Genomic DNA, 15,326 nt, shown 5'->3' with positions numbered 1-15,326 from the left:
TTGTGTCTCCCATTGTTGGGACCGGCGGGATTGCGCTTCGAGTCCCTAAGTTCCCTTCGTCCTGGTGATCATTCACCGGCGAATGCCGGCTGACCAACTCGGTATCTCGGGCAACGGTATTAATTACTAAACATACAGTCAATATCTTTTAGCGACACAACTGCATCATCGGCACCGGCAGTGCGCCGGCGAAGCCGACATGATATGGTCAAGGTTGGGCCATTGATGAATTGGGGCAAGCCGTGGCGTGAGCGCCGCAGCCTGCAGGGCTTGGATCACGGTCATGCGCCTTTTTCTGGCGGTCGTGCTGCTGATGACCATGGCGCTCTTCTCCGCTGCGCGCGGCGAAGAGCGGATAGCGCTGGTTGTCGCCAATCCGGCCTCTGAGGGCTCACCGGCAATCGCCAACGCCGACCTCAGTGCCGAACTCGTTGCAGCGACACTACGATCGCTTGGCTTCACCGTCCGGCAGGTGTCGGATGGCGACCGCGCCGATGTCGCGCGCGCCATGCATGATTTCGCTCAATCCCTGGCCAATCCGGACTCCGTCGGCATCTTCTACTATGTCGGCCACACTGCGCAGGCCAACGGCAGGAACTATTTACTGACGCGCGGCACCCGGATCGATTCAACGACCAGACGGCATTGCCCCTCGATCTGTTCATGCAGGCGCTCGAGGCAACCCCGACATTGAAGGTGGTTCTGCTCGACAATCCCGGCGATGGCCACAACCCTACTTCCGGCGTGATGCAGGGTCTGGCGGCGGTCGATCCCCTCACCCACGCCATCGTCGCTCTGTCGGCCAAACCCGGAACCGTTGCACTGGACGAAGCCCGCCCCGTCACCGTATTTGCCGATGCGCTCACCGCTGCGCTGGTCAAGCGCGGCGCGGACATAGCCATCATCCTCGCCTCGGTCAGGCAAACCACTATCGACAAAACGTCAGGCGCCCAGTGGCCATGGATGGCATATGGCCGCTCGGCAGACGCTGCCTTTGTGCTGACGCCGGACCAGGTGGCCGGCGCGGCACCGGCGCTGCCGCTTGTGCCGGAACCGGCACCGCCGGCGATGGCGAGCGGCGGCTACATCTCCGGGAGTGGCGGTTGGGAGCCTGACGGCAGCGACTACGCCGATGGCAGCGGTCAGGAGCCCTACCCCATGGACGTTGCACCGGGCTCCGGCAGTCCCGATGCCGCGATGGGCGACAGCGCCAAGGAGGCGGCGCTCTACGAGGAATACAAACGCCAGGAACAGCAGCGCCAATTGCAGGAAGAGCAGGCTCGGCAACGATACGAAGAGGAAAAGCAACGTCTTGAAGACGCAGCTGCGGCCGCTGCCCAGAACAATCTCGGCGGGACCTATCCGCAGGATGGCGGAGCCACCGGCGCCGAACCGCCCCCCGATAAGGCAGGGATCCCCCCTGAGGACGGCATGACATCGGCCCCGCCACCCGCGACCGGCGCCGAAAGTCCGCCGGAGGCGCAGGCGCCACCGAAACCAGCGCCGCCGCCCATCGACCAGGCGCAAAGCCCTCCTTCCGGCGGCGCCCTGCCACAACCCGAGACGGGCGCTGTCGAGGTGGTGCGCCATCCAACCATCGATGCGCCGGATGAGATTGTCGCCGGCGAGACGGTGACCGTTTCGATCGCCCTTACCGAAGAGCAATTCACGCCCGAAGTGAAGGTGAAGGCAGCGCCGGGCTCGTCGGTGACGGAAGATGGCGCCCTGGCCATGGCGATGCCGGCGGGAACCGAGCAATGGCCGATCGATATCGATCTGTTCGCCTCCGGCTTCGATCTCGCTGACGGCGGCAAATGGAGCCGACGGACGACGCTCTACCGCCGGGGCGACAGCGACTTCGTCCGCTTCGACGTCAAGGCGCGGCCGATCGCCAAGGACAGCAAGCCGGCCCAGTTCATCGCGCGCATCTACAGCGCCGGGAGGTTCCTGGGATCGGCATCGCGGTCGGTTATCATTCGCCGCACCGCGCCTGTCGAGGCAGCCGCTCTGAGCGCCACAGCCGAACGCTCCGCAGCACCTGCCATGCTGATGCTGGCCGCAGCGGCGCCGCAGCCGGCGGTAACTGGCAATGTGACGCTCGGCGGCGCAGCCGGCGATGACGTCCCCGATCTCGACGTGACCATCCTCTATGACGATCCGAGCGGGCTGGGTTCGGGGCAGATCATCATCCATTCGCCGCATCTGGCCGGTCCGGTGACCGATACGTTCTCGACGCCACCTGAGATGGCGGCATGGCTGGACTCCGAATACCGCCGCCTGCTGCAGCTCGGATTGAGCCTGCGCGGCGCCGTTTCGCTGCAGCAGCCTGCCGCAAGCAGCGATACGGGGGCGCAAAAGCGCTTTGTCACGCTCGCCGCCGAAGGTTTTGGCGATGCGCTCTACCGCGACTATGTGCCGAAACCGTTCAAGGACGTGTTCTGGTCGCTGCGCGGCAAAGGCGAACTCCATTCGATCCAGATCACCTCGAACAGCCCGACGCTGCCTTGGGAATTGATCCGCCCGCGCAGCGCCGACGGCGCCGTCGCCGACGGTTTTCTCGGCATGGGCTATCGGCTGGCGCGCTGGGCTCCGCGCAGCAGTGCCTCACAGGTCGACAACCCGCTCGACCGCATGGCCTTCACCGGCATCGCGGCCGTCGCGCCCTCCTATGTCGACAAGCGCTCGCTGCGCTTCCAGCAGGACGAGATCGCGGCGCTGAGCAAGCTTTACGGCTACCGCCGCTTCGATGGCGATTTCATCTCCTTCGAAAAACTGGTCGGCGAAGTCTCGACCGGTTTCATTCATTTCTCCGGTCATGGCGAGGTCAACCAGCCGAACAGCGGCCGGCCGGTCTTTGCCATCGATCTCGTCGACCAGTCGCTCGACCCCGATACATGGGCCGCGCTGGTCGCGGCCGCGCATGGCAAGGGCAATCCGTTCTACTTTTTCAACGCCTGCGACACCGGCCGTTCGCAGATGCTCGGCGGCTTCGTGCAGGGCTGGGGTCCGGCAGTGCTGGCGGGCGGCGCTTCCGGCTTCATCGGCGGCATGTGGCCACTGACCGACCGCGCGGCAGCGGCCTTCTCGACCGATTTCTATGGCGGCATCAGCACGCGGATCAAGGACGGGCCGGTCTATCTGGCCGAGATCCTGCAGGATGTCCGCAGAGAATTCTACCAGACCGGCGATCCGACCTATCTCGCCTACACATTCTACGGCAACGCCAATCTGAGGATTGTCGCGCAGTAGGCGACGGATCGTCGTTGGCAGATTGGCTTCAGCCTACAACGCGTTTTGCGGGCATGGCACGCCGGCGCCGCCGCAGCGTGAGGCCATCGGCCTGGAGCTCATGTCTTCGGACTGCCGCACAAGCTCCGCAAAGAGAAGGGCGAAACTTCCCATCACAAGGAAGACGATAATCAGGCGTGTCACCGGCAATAGACAGGTCTCGACTGGCTAGCCCCCCAGCCACCCATCCTCTGTCGGCTAACATGATCGATCAGGCTTTACGAGTGCTTAAGCTCGCACTTAACCATCACATTCGCCGTTCCGGCGACATGAAGCGCGAGCCGCCGATTTCGTTTCGCCGCGGCCGCAACTGCGCCGGACGATGCCTCCCTTTGCAGATGCGCTTGCCCATGCTACCCCACGCAACCGCCGCCGACCGCCATCGGCCGACCGCCATCGGAATGTCATGAGCAAAGCCAATCTCGCCTTCGTCTCCTCCGACACTGCCGATGCCAAGGCGGCGATGGAGAGCCTGTCGGCCCGCTATGGCCAGGCATCCTTCGACGACGCCCAGGTGGTGGTGGCGCTGGGTGGCGACGGCTTCCTGCTGCAGACCTTGCGCGACACCATGAGCACGGGAAAGAAGGTCTACGGCATGAACCGTGGCACCATCGGCTTCCTGATGAACGAGTACCGCGTCGGGGGCCTCACCGAGCGCATCGCGGCCGCCGTCGCCGAAACGATCCGCCCGCTGGAAATGCTGGCGTTGACGCATGAGGGCGAGACGGTTTCGGCACTCGCCATCAACGAGGTGGCGCTGTGGCGTCAGTCCTACCAGACGGCAAAGATCCGCATCACCGTCGACGAGCAGGTCCGCATCGAGGAACTGAACTGCGACGGCGTGATGATCGCGACGCCGGCCGGCTCCACCGCGTACAATCTTTCGGCGCACGGGCCGATCCTGCCGCTGGATGCACCGTTGCTCGCGCTGACCCCGGTCAGCCCGTTCCGGCCACGCCGTTGGCGGGGTGCCCTGTTGTCCAACAAGGCGACCGTACGCTTCGATATTCTGGAGTCGGAAAAGCGCCCAGTGAACACCGCCGCCGACCATACCGAGGTCAAGGCGGTGGCTTCCGTGACGGTCCGGGAATCGCCGACTGCGACGGCGACGCTGCTGTTTGATCCCAACCATTCGTGGAACGAACGCATTCTCGCCGAGCAGTTTCGCTATTGAGCCGGCCCAAAGAGTGACTACCTAATTAAGCATCGCGATTAAGCTTACGTTTTCACAATCGTGCCAATCCCGCCCGTTTCTGTTGACAAATCGCGGGCTTGCGCCTAATCGCAATACCAATCTTGCAGGCACGCTGTGCTTGCCGCGACGGATGCCGTTGCGCTTCCCCGAACCAGCCAAAGACAGCAACTCTTGTCCTCAGACACCACGACCGCTCCAGAAGCGTTGACCTTTTCAGACCTCGGCCTGTCGCCGAAGGTCCTTTCCGCAGTCACCGATGCCGGCTACACCGTGCCGACGCCGATCCAGGCTGGCGCCATCCCGCATGCCTTGCTCGGCAAGGATATTCTGGGCATAGCACAGACCGGCACCGGCAAGACGGCCTCCTTCGTGCTGCCGATGCTGACCCGCCTCGAAAAAGGCCGGGCCCGTGCACGCATGCCGCGCACGCTGATCCTCGAGCCGACGCGCGAGCTCGCCGCGCAGGTCGAAGAGAATTTCATCAGATACGGCAAGAACCACAAGCTCAACATCGCGCTGCTGATCGGCGGCGTCTCTTTCGACGAGCAGGACAAGAAGCTCGAGCGCGGCGCCGACGTGCTGATCGCCACACCCGGCCGTCTGCTCGATCACCGCGAGCGCGGCAAGCTGTTGCTCAACGGCGTCGAGATCCTCGTCATCGACGAGGCCGACCGCATGCTGGACATGGGCTTCATCCCCGACATCGAGCGCATCTGCGAGATGATCCCGTTCACCAGGCAGACGCTGTTCTTCTCAGCGACCATGCCGCCGGAGATCACCAAGCTCACCGAGAAATTCCTGCATGCGCCGGTGCGCGTCGAGGTGTCCAAGGCGGCATCCGCTGCCACCAACATCATCCAGCGCCTGGTCAAGTCCGGCTCCAAGCCGTGGGACAAGCGCGAGACGCTACGCAATCTGATAAAGGCCGAAGACGCCGAGCTGAAGAACGCTATCATTTTCTGCAACCGCAAGGTCGAAGTCGCGGAGCTGTTCCGCTCGCTGCTGAAGTATGATTTCGACGCCGGCGCCCTGCATGGCGACATGGACCAGCGCGCCCGCATGCAGATGCTGGCCAATTTCCGCGATGGCAAATTGCGCTATCTCGTGGCGTCCGACGTCGCCGCGCGCGGCCTCGACATTCCCGACGTCAGCCACGTCTTCAACTACGACGTGCCGATCCACGCCGAAGACTATGTGCACCGCATCGGCCGCACCGGCCGCGCCGGACGCTCGGGCAAATCCTTCACCATCGCCACCAAGTCCGACACCAAATACATCGACGCCATCGAGCGGCTGATCGGCAACAAGATCGAGTGGCATGACGGCGACCTGTCGACCGTGGTCGCCAGCGAAGGCGGCGAGGACGAAGCGCCCCGCCGTGGCCGTGGCGCTCCGCGCCGCGCCGGCCGCAAGGACGAGGACCGCAAGCCCCATGATCGCAAGGACGGTGGCGAGCGCAAGCCGCGCGAACGCCATGCCAAGCGCAGCGACGACGCGCCGGCGGCAGATGCCGCGCGCGAGGAACAGCCGGTGGTAGCCGAGGCCGCGGTCGCCGACATCGGCGAACGGCATCAGCGCAAGGAAGCGATCCGCTCCGAAAACAGCGACCGCAAGGTCTCCGATCGCAACAACGAGAACCGCGCCCCGGAACGCGGCGACACAAGGCCGCAGCGCGCCAGCAACAGCCGCCCTGCCCGCGGCAACAACCGCGGTGAAGACAATGACGGCACCGTCGGCTTCGGCGACGACATGCCGGCCTTCATGAAGATCGTCGCCAAGGTCTGATCCCATGAGCCGCGGCGTCCCGAGGACGCGCGGCTTGCCTGGACGCGACGGGGATGTGAGATCTGGAGCCCGCTCCAGGATCAGTCGGCGCCATGCGCGGTAATCGCAAGACAGGCTCGATCTACCCGATCGCTTCCGGCCTGGAGGGCTTAAATAGCCCGTCGATGCTACAGGCTTTTCAGTTCCAGGCGGGATGCCAATAAATCCAAAAATGCCCGAACCTTGGCCGAAGATGACCGGCCTTCCTGCCACAAGGCATGGATCGGCACCGGTGCCGGCTCGAATTCCGTCAAAACCAGTTCGACGAGACCGTCGTCGACCAAATGTCTTATCTGCCACAGAGGCGAGAAGCCCAAACCCAGTCCGTGGATTGCGGCGGCATAGACCGAGGTCATCAGATTGGAGCGAAAAGCGCCTGCGACCTTCACGGTCCGGGGTTTCCCGTCGATCTGAAACGTCCATTCACCTGGACGCTCGTTAGCTGTTCTGATGATGCAACTGTGCTCACTCAGCTGGAAGGGATGGGCCGGCCGGCCACACCGCGCGAAATAGGAAGGCGCGCCGAACACAACGCGCCGCAACGCCCCCAGGCGTTTGGCTTTCAAGTTGGAATCCGGCAAATCGCCGATGCGTATTGCCAGGTCGAGACCTTCGGCGCCAAGATCGGCAAATCCATCGGAAAGTTGAAGATCGACCTCGACCCGGGGAAATGTCCGCATGTATTCCGCGATGACAGGCATCAGGACGTTCGGGCCAAACAGAACCGGCGCCCCGATGCGCAGGACGCCTGCCGGCTCCGATCGTTGATTGATCGCCTGAAGTCTTGCGTCGTTTATGTCGTCGACCGCGGGTTTGATCCGGTTGAAAAAGGCTGCTCCGACTTCACTCGGTGTCGAGCGACGCGTTGTCCTGTGGATCAGCTCGACGCCGACTGATTCCTCCAGTGCCGCCAGGGACCGGCTGACCGACTGCAGCGAGCGGTTCAGCCGATGTGCGGCAGTCGTCAGACTTCCATGCTCGACGATCGCGATGAAAGCCTCGAAATCGTCCATCCGGCTCATGTATTCTCCCGATCTTCGACATAATATATCGCAAAAACGGGTAATTGTAACGACAATTGCGACGTCGTACCTCTCTGCAAGTTGTCCCGCGAGGACAGGCTTGATGGAAGGGAATCGTCATGCAAGTAGCCAATCCAACTGTTCTGGTCGTTGGTGCCACAGGCCGAGTTGCGGGACTTGTCGTGCCTGAACTTGTCCGACGCAATGCCAATGTTCGAGCGCTCGTTCGCGACCCTGCGAATGCCGAAAAGGCCCGGAAGCTAGGGGCATCCGAGGTTGCAACAGGAGATTTGCGAAATCGTCAGAGCCTCGAAAGGGCGGTCGAGGGCGTCGACGGCGTCTTTCACATTGGGCCGGCTTTTGCTCCCGATGAAGCAGCCATGGGCGTTGCCATGGTTGAGGCCGCCACGCGAGCAGGAGTTCGAAAGTTCGTCTTCTCGTCGGTGATCCAGCCTACCAATACGCGACTGAAGAACCATGCCAGCAAGGTGCCTGTCGAGACTGCTCTCTACTCGACAACGATGGAATATACGATTCTGCACCCTGCCAATTTCATGCAGAACCTCGCAGCGGCCTGGCCGTCCGTCGTTGAACATGGTGTTTTCTCGGAACCGTTTCCAAAGACGGCGAAGCTGGCCCGCGTCGACTACCGCGATGTCGCTGAGGTGGCGGCGATCGCCCTAACCGAAGCGCGATTGTCCTACGCGACCCTCGATCTGTGCGCTGACGGCATGCACAGCCGGGAAGACATCGTTGCGATGATGAGTGAGGAACTTGGCCGACCCATCTCTTCTGGTGAGCCGACATTTGGCGAGTGGGCGGCCGAGGCACGCCTTCCCTACAATGAGCGCCAAATGCAGGTGCTGGCCAAAATATACGCCCACTACGCCCACTATGGCCTTGGTGGGAACAGTCTGACATTGCGCGCCGCCCTGGGCCGCGAACCGCGTTCGTTGCGCGGCTTTATTCGAAACCTTGCCCAGCAAATGGCGCAGGCCGCCTGACTGCGCCCAGCCGCGCATACTTCCACTTTTCGAGAAGGAGATATTTGATGCGACCGTCATCCCACAAGGTTTTGAAATCGAGGAAGCTACCGGCCTCTTACAATGTGCTGGTAATGCCATTCGTACTTTCCATCCTGATGTCGTGCATTGTTTCCGCGGTAGCGACGCTGATCAATGCGGGCTGGACAACCGGTTTCGTGGCGACCTGGCCGTATGCATGGGGAGCATCATGGCTAGTGGGCTTTCCAAGTCTGCTGCTGGTCTTGCCGATCGTGCGCCGTATCGTTGCGGCAATTGTCGATCAGCCGACCTCGTAGGCCTTGATTACAGAGTCCGACATGCCAAACAAAAACGGCCCTTGCGGGCCGCTTTTACCTTCGACTGACGGCTCGCAGCGCCATTGTCGGCTTCCGCGACCAGATACCCGTCTTCAAGCGGGCAGCCTTCATGCGTGCCGGCCCTCATGCCGATCGTCGTCCGAGCCCGATCCCGAGCGCTCTCAAATGCAGCCGGCCAGCTTGCACTCTTGGCACGCTCCTATCCTGGCCCGTCCGTCACATCGGGCCGGGCATCATCTTGGTCGGTTTTTCCAGCATCGGAAACTCTGCCTTGCTGCATTTCACGTTCGGGTTGGTCGGACTGAACATGCCGTTCGGATTGTCTCTGAACAGCCAGGCATGAAGGTCGTAGTGGACGAACTCCCTCGGAATGAGCGGATAGTGCCCTTCCATCGGTCCCATGAAGGTCTGGCCAAATAGTTTTGGAGGTTCCTTGGTGTCTGGCGTCAGGGGCACCAGCCATTCCACGCCAACCAATTTCAAGCCTTTCTTGGTCGGCTCGTAGATCAGCACATTGGGGCGCATCGGATCGAGTTTCTGACCGACACTCGGGACGTTGACGAAATGGATGCCCATAGCGCCCTTCGGATAGTCCATTGCGCCCTCGATCCTGTCCCCGCTGTAATAGACGCACCCGACAGTCGACAGATAAAGGTCGCGGACGGCGACCGTGTAGTCTTCATATTTGGCGAGCGATTTCTTCAACGCTTCGATGTCGGCTTTGTTGGCGTCCTCGGCTCGAGCCGTGGCCGCTGCGCACCAAGCAGAGACCAGACCTGTCAAAATGAGGACGCCGCAACGCCCAAGACGAGCTGTTCTTGTCATGCATTCCTCCCAGATTTCCTATCTGGCCGTGCAGGACCGGGGCCGACTAAGTGACTGCGCGGCCGTTTGTATCGCCCCATCCCCTCTGGAACCGCACCAATGCTAATCCCTTCCAAGGCCTCCGGAAAGGAATTATTAGAAATCTCTAATGCGTTAGACCTTTTGACGGACCACAGGAGCCCAAAAAGAAAGCGGCCCCTTGCGGGGGCCGCCTTCGCATTTCGATGCCGAACAATTCAGGTCAGCGGCGAAAGCTGGATCTCGACGCGCCGGTTCTGCGCACGGCCGGCCGCCGTTCCATTGGACGCGATCGGACGGGTCTTGCCGAATCCGGTGACGGCGAAGCGGCGCGAATCGACACCTTGGCCTGAGAGATAGTTGGCGACCGCCAATGCGCGGCGCTGCGACAGATCGAAATTGTGTTCGTCGCCACCGGTCGAATCGGTGTGGCCGAACACGTCCACCGTGGTCTGCTTGAACTTCTTCAGCACCAGCGCAACCGAGTTCAGCACCTGGTAGAAGCCAGGCTTCACCGCATCCTGGTCGACGTTGAAAGTAATGTCGGACGGCATGTTGAGGATGATCTGGTCGCCGGTGCGGGTGACGCTGACGCCGGTGCCTTCGAGCTGGCGGCGCAGTTCAGCCTCGTTCTGGTCCATGGTCGCGCCGATGGCGCCGCCGGCCAGCGCGCCGATACCGGCGCCGATCAGCGCGTTGCGGCGGTCATTGCCGCCGGCAAGCAGGCCGAGGCCCGCGCCCGCCAGGGCACCAAGGCCGGCGCCGGCTGCGGTGTTCGAAACCTTCTGCTCGCCGGTGTACGGATCGGTCGTGGTGCAGGCACTCACCAGCACAGCCGTCGCAACGGCGACGAGCACAGTCTTTTTCATAGAATCGTCCCTCTCCAAAGCGCGGCCTTTGCGGCTCGCGCATATAAGCCCTTCTCCGGTCTTGTAACATGAAATGCGGCGAAAAACCGAGCGGCGAAAGCGGCTTTTCCCCGCTCGCGCCACTCTTCCGCATCGGTGGCTGGTGCTGGCCTACCAGAGGTTCTTGCCGTCAATGACGACCACCTCGACCTTATCGAGGTCGAAATCGTCGAACAGCCGCGAATTGACTGATATCTTGGGATTGTCGAAGTCCGGTTTGCCGGTTGACCAGTCCGGCGTTTCGGTGAAGGTGCCGCAGCCGCAAATGGCGCAAAACCCGTGTTTGACGGTCTTCGATCCCCATTGATAGAAGGAAACGTTTTCCGGCGAGCTGGTGAGCTTGAATTGCGACGGAACGTAGTAAGCCCACAGCGAACCGCGCTTGGAGCAGAACGAGCAGGTGCATTGTGTTACCGTCTCGGGCGCCTGCGAGACCTCGAACGTCGTCGCCTTGCAATGACAGCTGGCCTTGATGGTCATGAAAAGCTTTCCTCTCCGTTGCTCGCCACCCATGCGGCAAGGCACCATAAAGGAAGGCTCCTGACAACTGTCTGTCAGCAGGCTCCGGTCGATCGAGCCGAGCGGCGATCTGGCTGAAGCAGGCCCCGTCGTCACCTCCCAATCGTCGTCACCTGCCGATATAGGCGGCCAGTTCGTCCGGCGTCCCGTTTGGGAAAGCCTGTTTCAGAAAATCCAGGAACGCCGACACGCGCGCGCTGAGCAGCCGCCGCGACGGGTAGAGCGTCCATAGAGAGATCTCCGGGCCGTCGATATCCCCCCAATTCACCAGTGTGCCGTCAGCCAGGTCGTGGGCCACCAACGAAATGGGAAGCCGTCCTGCGCCGATGCCGGCTCGCACCGCATCCCGGACCATGATGAGCGTCGACAAGGCGAGGACCGGCTCGATTCTAAGTGTTGCCCGGCCACCTGGTGTCTTCACCTGCCATGTTTGCCGCTCGCCCGTCCCGCGCGCAACGCCAGGAGCGGCGAGCCCGTCGGCCGGGCGAGGAAGGTCCGGGCTCGCGACGACGACCAGGCGGTCGCGGAGAAACGCCCGTCCGACCAGGCTTTCATCGGGATCCGGATTGACCCGGATTACCAGATCGTAGCCTTCCTCGATCATGTCGACATGCCGGTCTTCGGTGGTCACTTCAAGCCTCACCTCAGGATACCTCAGGGCAAATCCCGCAGCGATCCTCCCCATTGCAGTCTGCGAAAAATGCAAAGGCGCGCTGATCCGCAATCTGCCCTTGGGTCTCTGACCGCCCGAGGCAATCGCCGATGCCGTCTCGTCCAGCTCGGCAAGCAACGCCCCCGTCCGCTCGAAGAGCGCCCGTCCTTCTTCGGTCAGCTTCAGGTTACGCGCACCCCGTTCGAACAGACGCAGATCGAGACTGCTTTCCAATTCGCCAACGCGCCGGGACAACGTTGCCTTGGGCCGGCCGGTGGACCTTGCCGCTTTGCCGAAGCCGCCATGGCGAGCCACGAGGTTAAAATCGGCAAGGGCTAAAAGATCCATGACTGTCCCACCAGTGAGACGACGTGTCTAAAATTGCCGTCTACTGGGCTCTTTGTGAGCCACACATATTGGGACTGTCAAGCAACCCAACAGGAGAAATTCCATGACCATTCTCGTTACCGGCGCCACCGGCAATATCGGCCGCCAAGTCGTCGAACAGCTCGCCAAGCGCGGTGCCGATGTGCGTGCTCTCGTGCGCGATCCGTCGAAAGCCAGTTTTCCGGCAGGCGTATCGGTCGTGCAAGGCGACTTTCTCGATGTCGATTCGCTGCGCAAAGCCATGTCTGGCGTTTCCACGCTGTTTCTCTTGAACGCCGTGGTGCCGGACGAATTCACCCAGGCTTTGATCGCCTTGAACGTCGCCCGATCGGCCGGCATCGAGCGGATCGTCTATCTCTCGGTAATCCACGCTGACGTCTATGTGAACGTGCCGCATTTCGCGGGCAAGTTCGGCGTCGAGCGAATGATCGAGCAGATGGACTTCAAAGCTACGATCTTGCGCCCGGCCTACTTCATCCAGAACGATCTGACGGTCGAAGACGTCATCACCGGCTACGGTACCTACCCAATGCCGATCGGCCCCAAGGGTCTCGCCATGATCGATGCCCGTGATATAGCCGAGGTCGCCGCTCTTGAGCTGCTGCGTCGCGAACGGTCCAAGGAGCCGCTTGCGTTCGAGAGGATCAACCTCGTCGGTCCGCAGACATTGACCGGGACGGATATTGCCGCAATCTGGTCAGACGTACTCGCCCGCCCGATCAGCTACAGCGGCGACAATACGGAGGGTTTTGAGCAAAATCTCAAGCAGTTCCTGCCCGCCTGGATGGCCTACGACATGCGCCTGATGGGCGAGCGCTTCTTCACCGACGGGATGCTGCCCGAGGCCGGCGACGTCGAGCGCCTGACGGCACTTCTGGGTCGCCCACTGCGCCCGTATCGCGACTTCGCCTCAGCACTCGCTGCTTCCGTCTGACGCAAGCGCCTTCAGCACCAAGGCCGGCCTTCCGATGAGAACTGCCAACAGAACTCAGTAGGAACGCGGTGGCACGAACAGGCAGATCGTCTTGCCTGCGTCGAGGCCGGCCTGGTGCGCGCACCAGTGGAAATCGCCGTCGGGTGAGTCCTTGACCCGCTTGTCGCTCATCGGAACGACCTCCCCCGTTCCGGCGATGACATAGCCCTCCGGCTTTTCCAGCACCTCGCCGGTATGGGTGGTGCGGCAGTCGTAGTTTGCACAGCAGGCGAAGGGATAACTCCAGCCTTGCGGCTTCGCCGCCGTGGGCTTGGCGTCATGGGCGAAGGCGGGTGCGGTCAGCACCGCCATCGCAAGCATCGCGATGGCAAAGATCGGGGTCACGAACATTGAAAACAGGAGTCGGCCAGCCGGTTGAACGGCTCTGGCCGATCGGAGAGTGGCAGCAGACATGGAAGCGTTCCTTTCAAACGAGCATCAAGCGTTTCGCTTGCCCGTTCCCGGAACGTGTCTTCCCAGTGGCCGGATCGTCAGGTCGCAGATATGCCGCGTCCGGCCATAAATGCTTTTTCTCTTCCAGCCCTCGGATGCTGGGCTGATTCCTTGGCCGGCGCAAGAAGTTGCTGCGCGAGGCCGCACATCTACGCCGCTATCGGCAACCGCTGACGAGATCCAAGGCCAGGCTCAACTCCCGGCAGACGGGCATCGAAACAACGGGATTGGCCGAATGTGGTTCCAGCCTATACTTCGCCTGGACCGGCGACCACATGCCCTTCATATTGCGGCAAGTCGTCGGCGATGGTGAACCATGGCGCTTTGGAGCCGACGAAGATGTGCGCGGTCGGCCGGATCGTCGGATCGTCGACCAGCGTGCCCATGGCGACATCGACATAGGCGCCGTCGCGGACCAGCGAATACAGCAACGAGCCGCAGCGGCTGCAATGCGCATCGTGGCCGCTGTCATCGCCGAAATGGATGAGCCCGTGATGCCCTTCGGCAAGGGCAAGTTTCTCGCGCTCGATGCCGGCGAAAGGCTTGAAGGCGGAACCTGTGGTGCGCCGGCAGTTTGAACAATGGCAGTTGGCGGCATAGACGAACTCGTCCGCCACTTCATACTGGACCGCGCCGCAAAAGCATTTGCCGGTGAGCCTGCGACTCATGGTTCCTCCTTCGCTCCCCCGCCCAGGGATGTTCTTATTCAAGTCAGCCGAGTCGAAAGTGGCGGAAGCGCAGGAATCAGCCATTCGCAGCCCGGCCTCACCTGAATATGGACATATCCTAGTCGAGGTCGGCCACGGCTTCACCGGCACCGCCCTCGATGCGCTGCGACAACGAGGCTTCCATGAAGTCGTCGAGGTCGCCGTCGAGCACGCTCGACGGGCTGGTGCTCTCGACGCCGGTGCGCAGGTCCTTCACCAACTGGTAGGGCTGCAGCACATAGGAACGGATCTGGTGACCCCAGCCGATGTCGCTCTTTGACGCTTCTGTGGCATTGGCCACCGCTTCACGCTTCTTCAGCTCTTCCTCGTAAAGGCGCGAGCGCAGCATTTCCCAGGCCTTCGCCTTGTTCTTGTGCTGCGAGCGTTCGGCCTGGCAGGCAACCGCGATGCCGGTGGCGATATGGGTGATGCGAACCGCCGAGTCCGTGGTGTTGACGTGCTGGCCGCCCGAACCGGATGAGCGGTAGGTGTCGATGCGTACATCCGATTCCGAGACGTCGATCTCGATCCTGTCATCGACGACCGGGTAGACCCAGACGCTGGAGAAGGACGTGTGGCGGCGCGCGTTGCTGTCATAGGGTGAAATGCGGACCAGGCGATGAACGCCCGACTCGGTCTTCAGCCAGCCATAGGCATTGTGGCCCTTGATCAGGAGCGTGGCGGACTTGATGCCGGCTTCTTCGCCGTCATGGACTTCCAGCACCTCGACTTTGAAACGACGACGCTCGGCCCAGCGCGTATACATGCGCAGTAGCATCGAGGCCCAGTCCTGGCTCTCGGTGCCGCCGGCGCCGGCATGGACTTCGAGATAGGTGTCGTTGGCGTCTGCCTCGCCCGACAGCAGCGTCTCGACCTGGCGGGCCTTGGCCTCGCCCTGCATCGACCGGAGGGCTGCTTCCGCCTCAGCGATCACGCTCTGGTCGCCCTCTTCCTCACCCAGTTCGATCAGGCCGATATTGTCTTCCAGCGCCTGCGTCAGGCTTTTGACGCCGGCGATCCCGTCTTCGAGGCCCTGGCGCTCGCGCATCAGCTTCTGCGCTTCCAGCGGATCATTCCAGAGGCTGGAATCCTCGGCGCGCACGTTCAGGTATTCAAGCCGCTTTATGGCCTGATCCCAGTCAAAGATGCCTCCTCAGCAGGGTGATTGCCTGCCTGATCTCGTCGACAATGTTCTGCGTCTCCGCGCGCATGG

The 15,326-nt window shown here is 62.1% G+C and carries 15 protein-coding genes; 7 read left to right on the top strand and 8 right to left on the bottom strand.

All coding sequences use genetic code 11. The features are described from left to right. Positions 1–283 precede the first annotated feature (283 nt). The 4 genes from X750_RS136780 to X750_RS136795 all read left to right on the top strand — a co-directional run bounded on the left by X750_RS136780 (position 284) and on the right by X750_RS136795 (position 6,268). On the top strand, positions 284–694 hold the full coding sequence (locus tag X750_RS136780) for a caspase family protein (RefSeq protein ID WP_156932471.1): 411 nt from the start codon (positions 284–286) through the stop codon (positions 692–694). Beyond that, positions 646–3,249, top strand: coding sequence for a CHAT domain-containing protein (locus tag X750_RS136785; protein ID WP_198021019.1), 2,604 nt, complete (start codon positions 646–648; stop codon positions 3,247–3,249). The genes X750_RS136780 and X750_RS136785 overlap by 49 nt, the downstream gene beginning before the upstream one ends. 445 nt (positions 3,250–3,694) lie before the next feature. Then, entirely contained in the window at positions 3,695–4,462 is a 768-nt protein-coding gene (locus tag X750_RS136790; RefSeq protein ID WP_023681482.1) for an NAD kinase, read from the top strand. A gap of 192 nt (positions 4,463–4,654) precedes the next feature. Beyond that, entirely contained in the window at positions 4,655–6,268 is a 1,614-nt protein-coding gene (locus X750_RS136795) for a DEAD/DEAH box helicase (protein ID WP_031243648.1), read from the top strand. Positions 6,269–6,435: 167 nt separating this feature from the next. On the opposite strand, the gene X750_RS136800 is transcribed toward X750_RS136795, so the two are convergent. Then, on the bottom strand, positions 6,436–7,329 hold the full coding sequence (locus X750_RS136800) for a LysR family transcriptional regulator (RefSeq protein ID WP_023748773.1): 894 nt from the start codon (positions 7,327–7,329) through the stop codon (positions 6,436–6,438). Positions 7,330–7,448: 119 nt separating this feature from the next. Here X750_RS136800 and X750_RS136805 point away from each other — a divergent pair, with 119 nt between their 5' ends. Beyond that, positions 7,449–8,333, top strand: a complete 885-nt coding sequence (locus X750_RS136805) for an NmrA/HSCARG family protein (RefSeq protein WP_023748772.1) — start codon at positions 7,449–7,451, stop codon at positions 8,331–8,333. 47 nt (positions 8,334–8,380) lie between these two features. Then, positions 8,381–8,650 (top strand): DUF2798 domain-containing protein, encoded by a 270-nt coding sequence (locus tag X750_RS136810; RefSeq protein ID WP_023729801.1) that lies wholly within the window; start codon positions 8,381–8,383, stop codon positions 8,648–8,650. 237 nt (positions 8,651–8,887) lie between these two features. Here X750_RS136810 and X750_RS136815 read toward each other — a convergent pair whose 3' ends face one another. From X750_RS136815 to X750_RS136830, 4 genes are all read right to left on the bottom strand, one after another. Continuing rightward, positions 8,888–9,496, bottom strand: a complete 609-nt coding sequence (locus tag X750_RS136815; RefSeq protein ID WP_023681486.1) for a hypothetical protein — start codon at positions 9,494–9,496, stop codon at positions 8,888–8,890. A gap of 236 nt (positions 9,497–9,732) precedes the next feature. After that, on the bottom strand, positions 9,733–10,383 hold the full coding sequence (locus X750_RS136820; protein WP_023667470.1) for an OmpA family lipoprotein: 651 nt from the start codon (positions 10,381–10,383) through the stop codon (positions 9,733–9,735). 150 nt (positions 10,384–10,533) lie between these two features. Further along, positions 10,534–10,902 carry a GFA family protein gene (locus X750_RS136825; RefSeq protein WP_023667471.1) on the bottom strand — a complete coding sequence of 123 codons (369 nt, stop codon included), beginning with the start codon at positions 10,900–10,902 and terminating at the stop codon, positions 10,534–10,536. 148 nt (positions 10,903–11,050) lie between these two features. Further along, positions 11,051–11,941, bottom strand: a complete 891-nt coding sequence (locus X750_RS136830) for a LysR family transcriptional regulator (protein WP_023681487.1) — start codon at positions 11,939–11,941, stop codon at positions 11,051–11,053. 103 nt (positions 11,942–12,044) lie between these two features. Between X750_RS136830 and X750_RS136835 the strand changes: the two genes are divergently transcribed. Further along, positions 12,045–12,914, top strand: coding sequence for an NmrA/HSCARG family protein (locus tag X750_RS136835; RefSeq protein ID WP_023741412.1), 870 nt, complete (start codon positions 12,045–12,047; stop codon positions 12,912–12,914). Between the two features lie 54 nt (positions 12,915–12,968). On the opposite strand, the gene X750_RS136840 is transcribed toward X750_RS136835, so the two are convergent. The 3 genes from X750_RS136840 to prfB form a co-directional block, all read right to left on the bottom strand. Continuing rightward, positions 12,969–13,367, bottom strand: a complete 399-nt coding sequence (locus X750_RS136840) for a hypothetical protein (protein WP_023729805.1) — start codon at positions 13,365–13,367, stop codon at positions 12,969–12,971. A gap of 287 nt (positions 13,368–13,654) precedes the next feature. Continuing rightward, entirely contained in the window at positions 13,655–14,074 is a 420-nt protein-coding gene (locus tag X750_RS136845) for a GFA family protein (RefSeq protein ID WP_023748771.1), read from the bottom strand. A gap of 118 nt (positions 14,075–14,192) precedes the next feature. Beyond that, positions 14,193–15,324 (bottom strand): peptide chain release factor 2 gene (gene prfB, locus X750_RS136850; RefSeq protein ID WP_155922402.1). Its coding sequence is split into 2 segments (ribosomal slippage): positions 14,193–15,257 and positions 15,259–15,324, totalling 1,131 coding nucleotides; the frame shifts between segments, so codons are not numbered across the junction. Positions 15,325–15,326 lie beyond the last annotated feature (2 nt).

This window comes from Mesorhizobium sp. LNJC391B00, from assembly GCF_000502535.1.
GTDB lineage: Bacteria > Pseudomonadota > Alphaproteobacteria > Rhizobiales > Rhizobiaceae > Mesorhizobium.
Note: the sequence above shows the minus strand (reverse complement) of the source record. Positions and strands in the feature narration are given on the sequence as shown.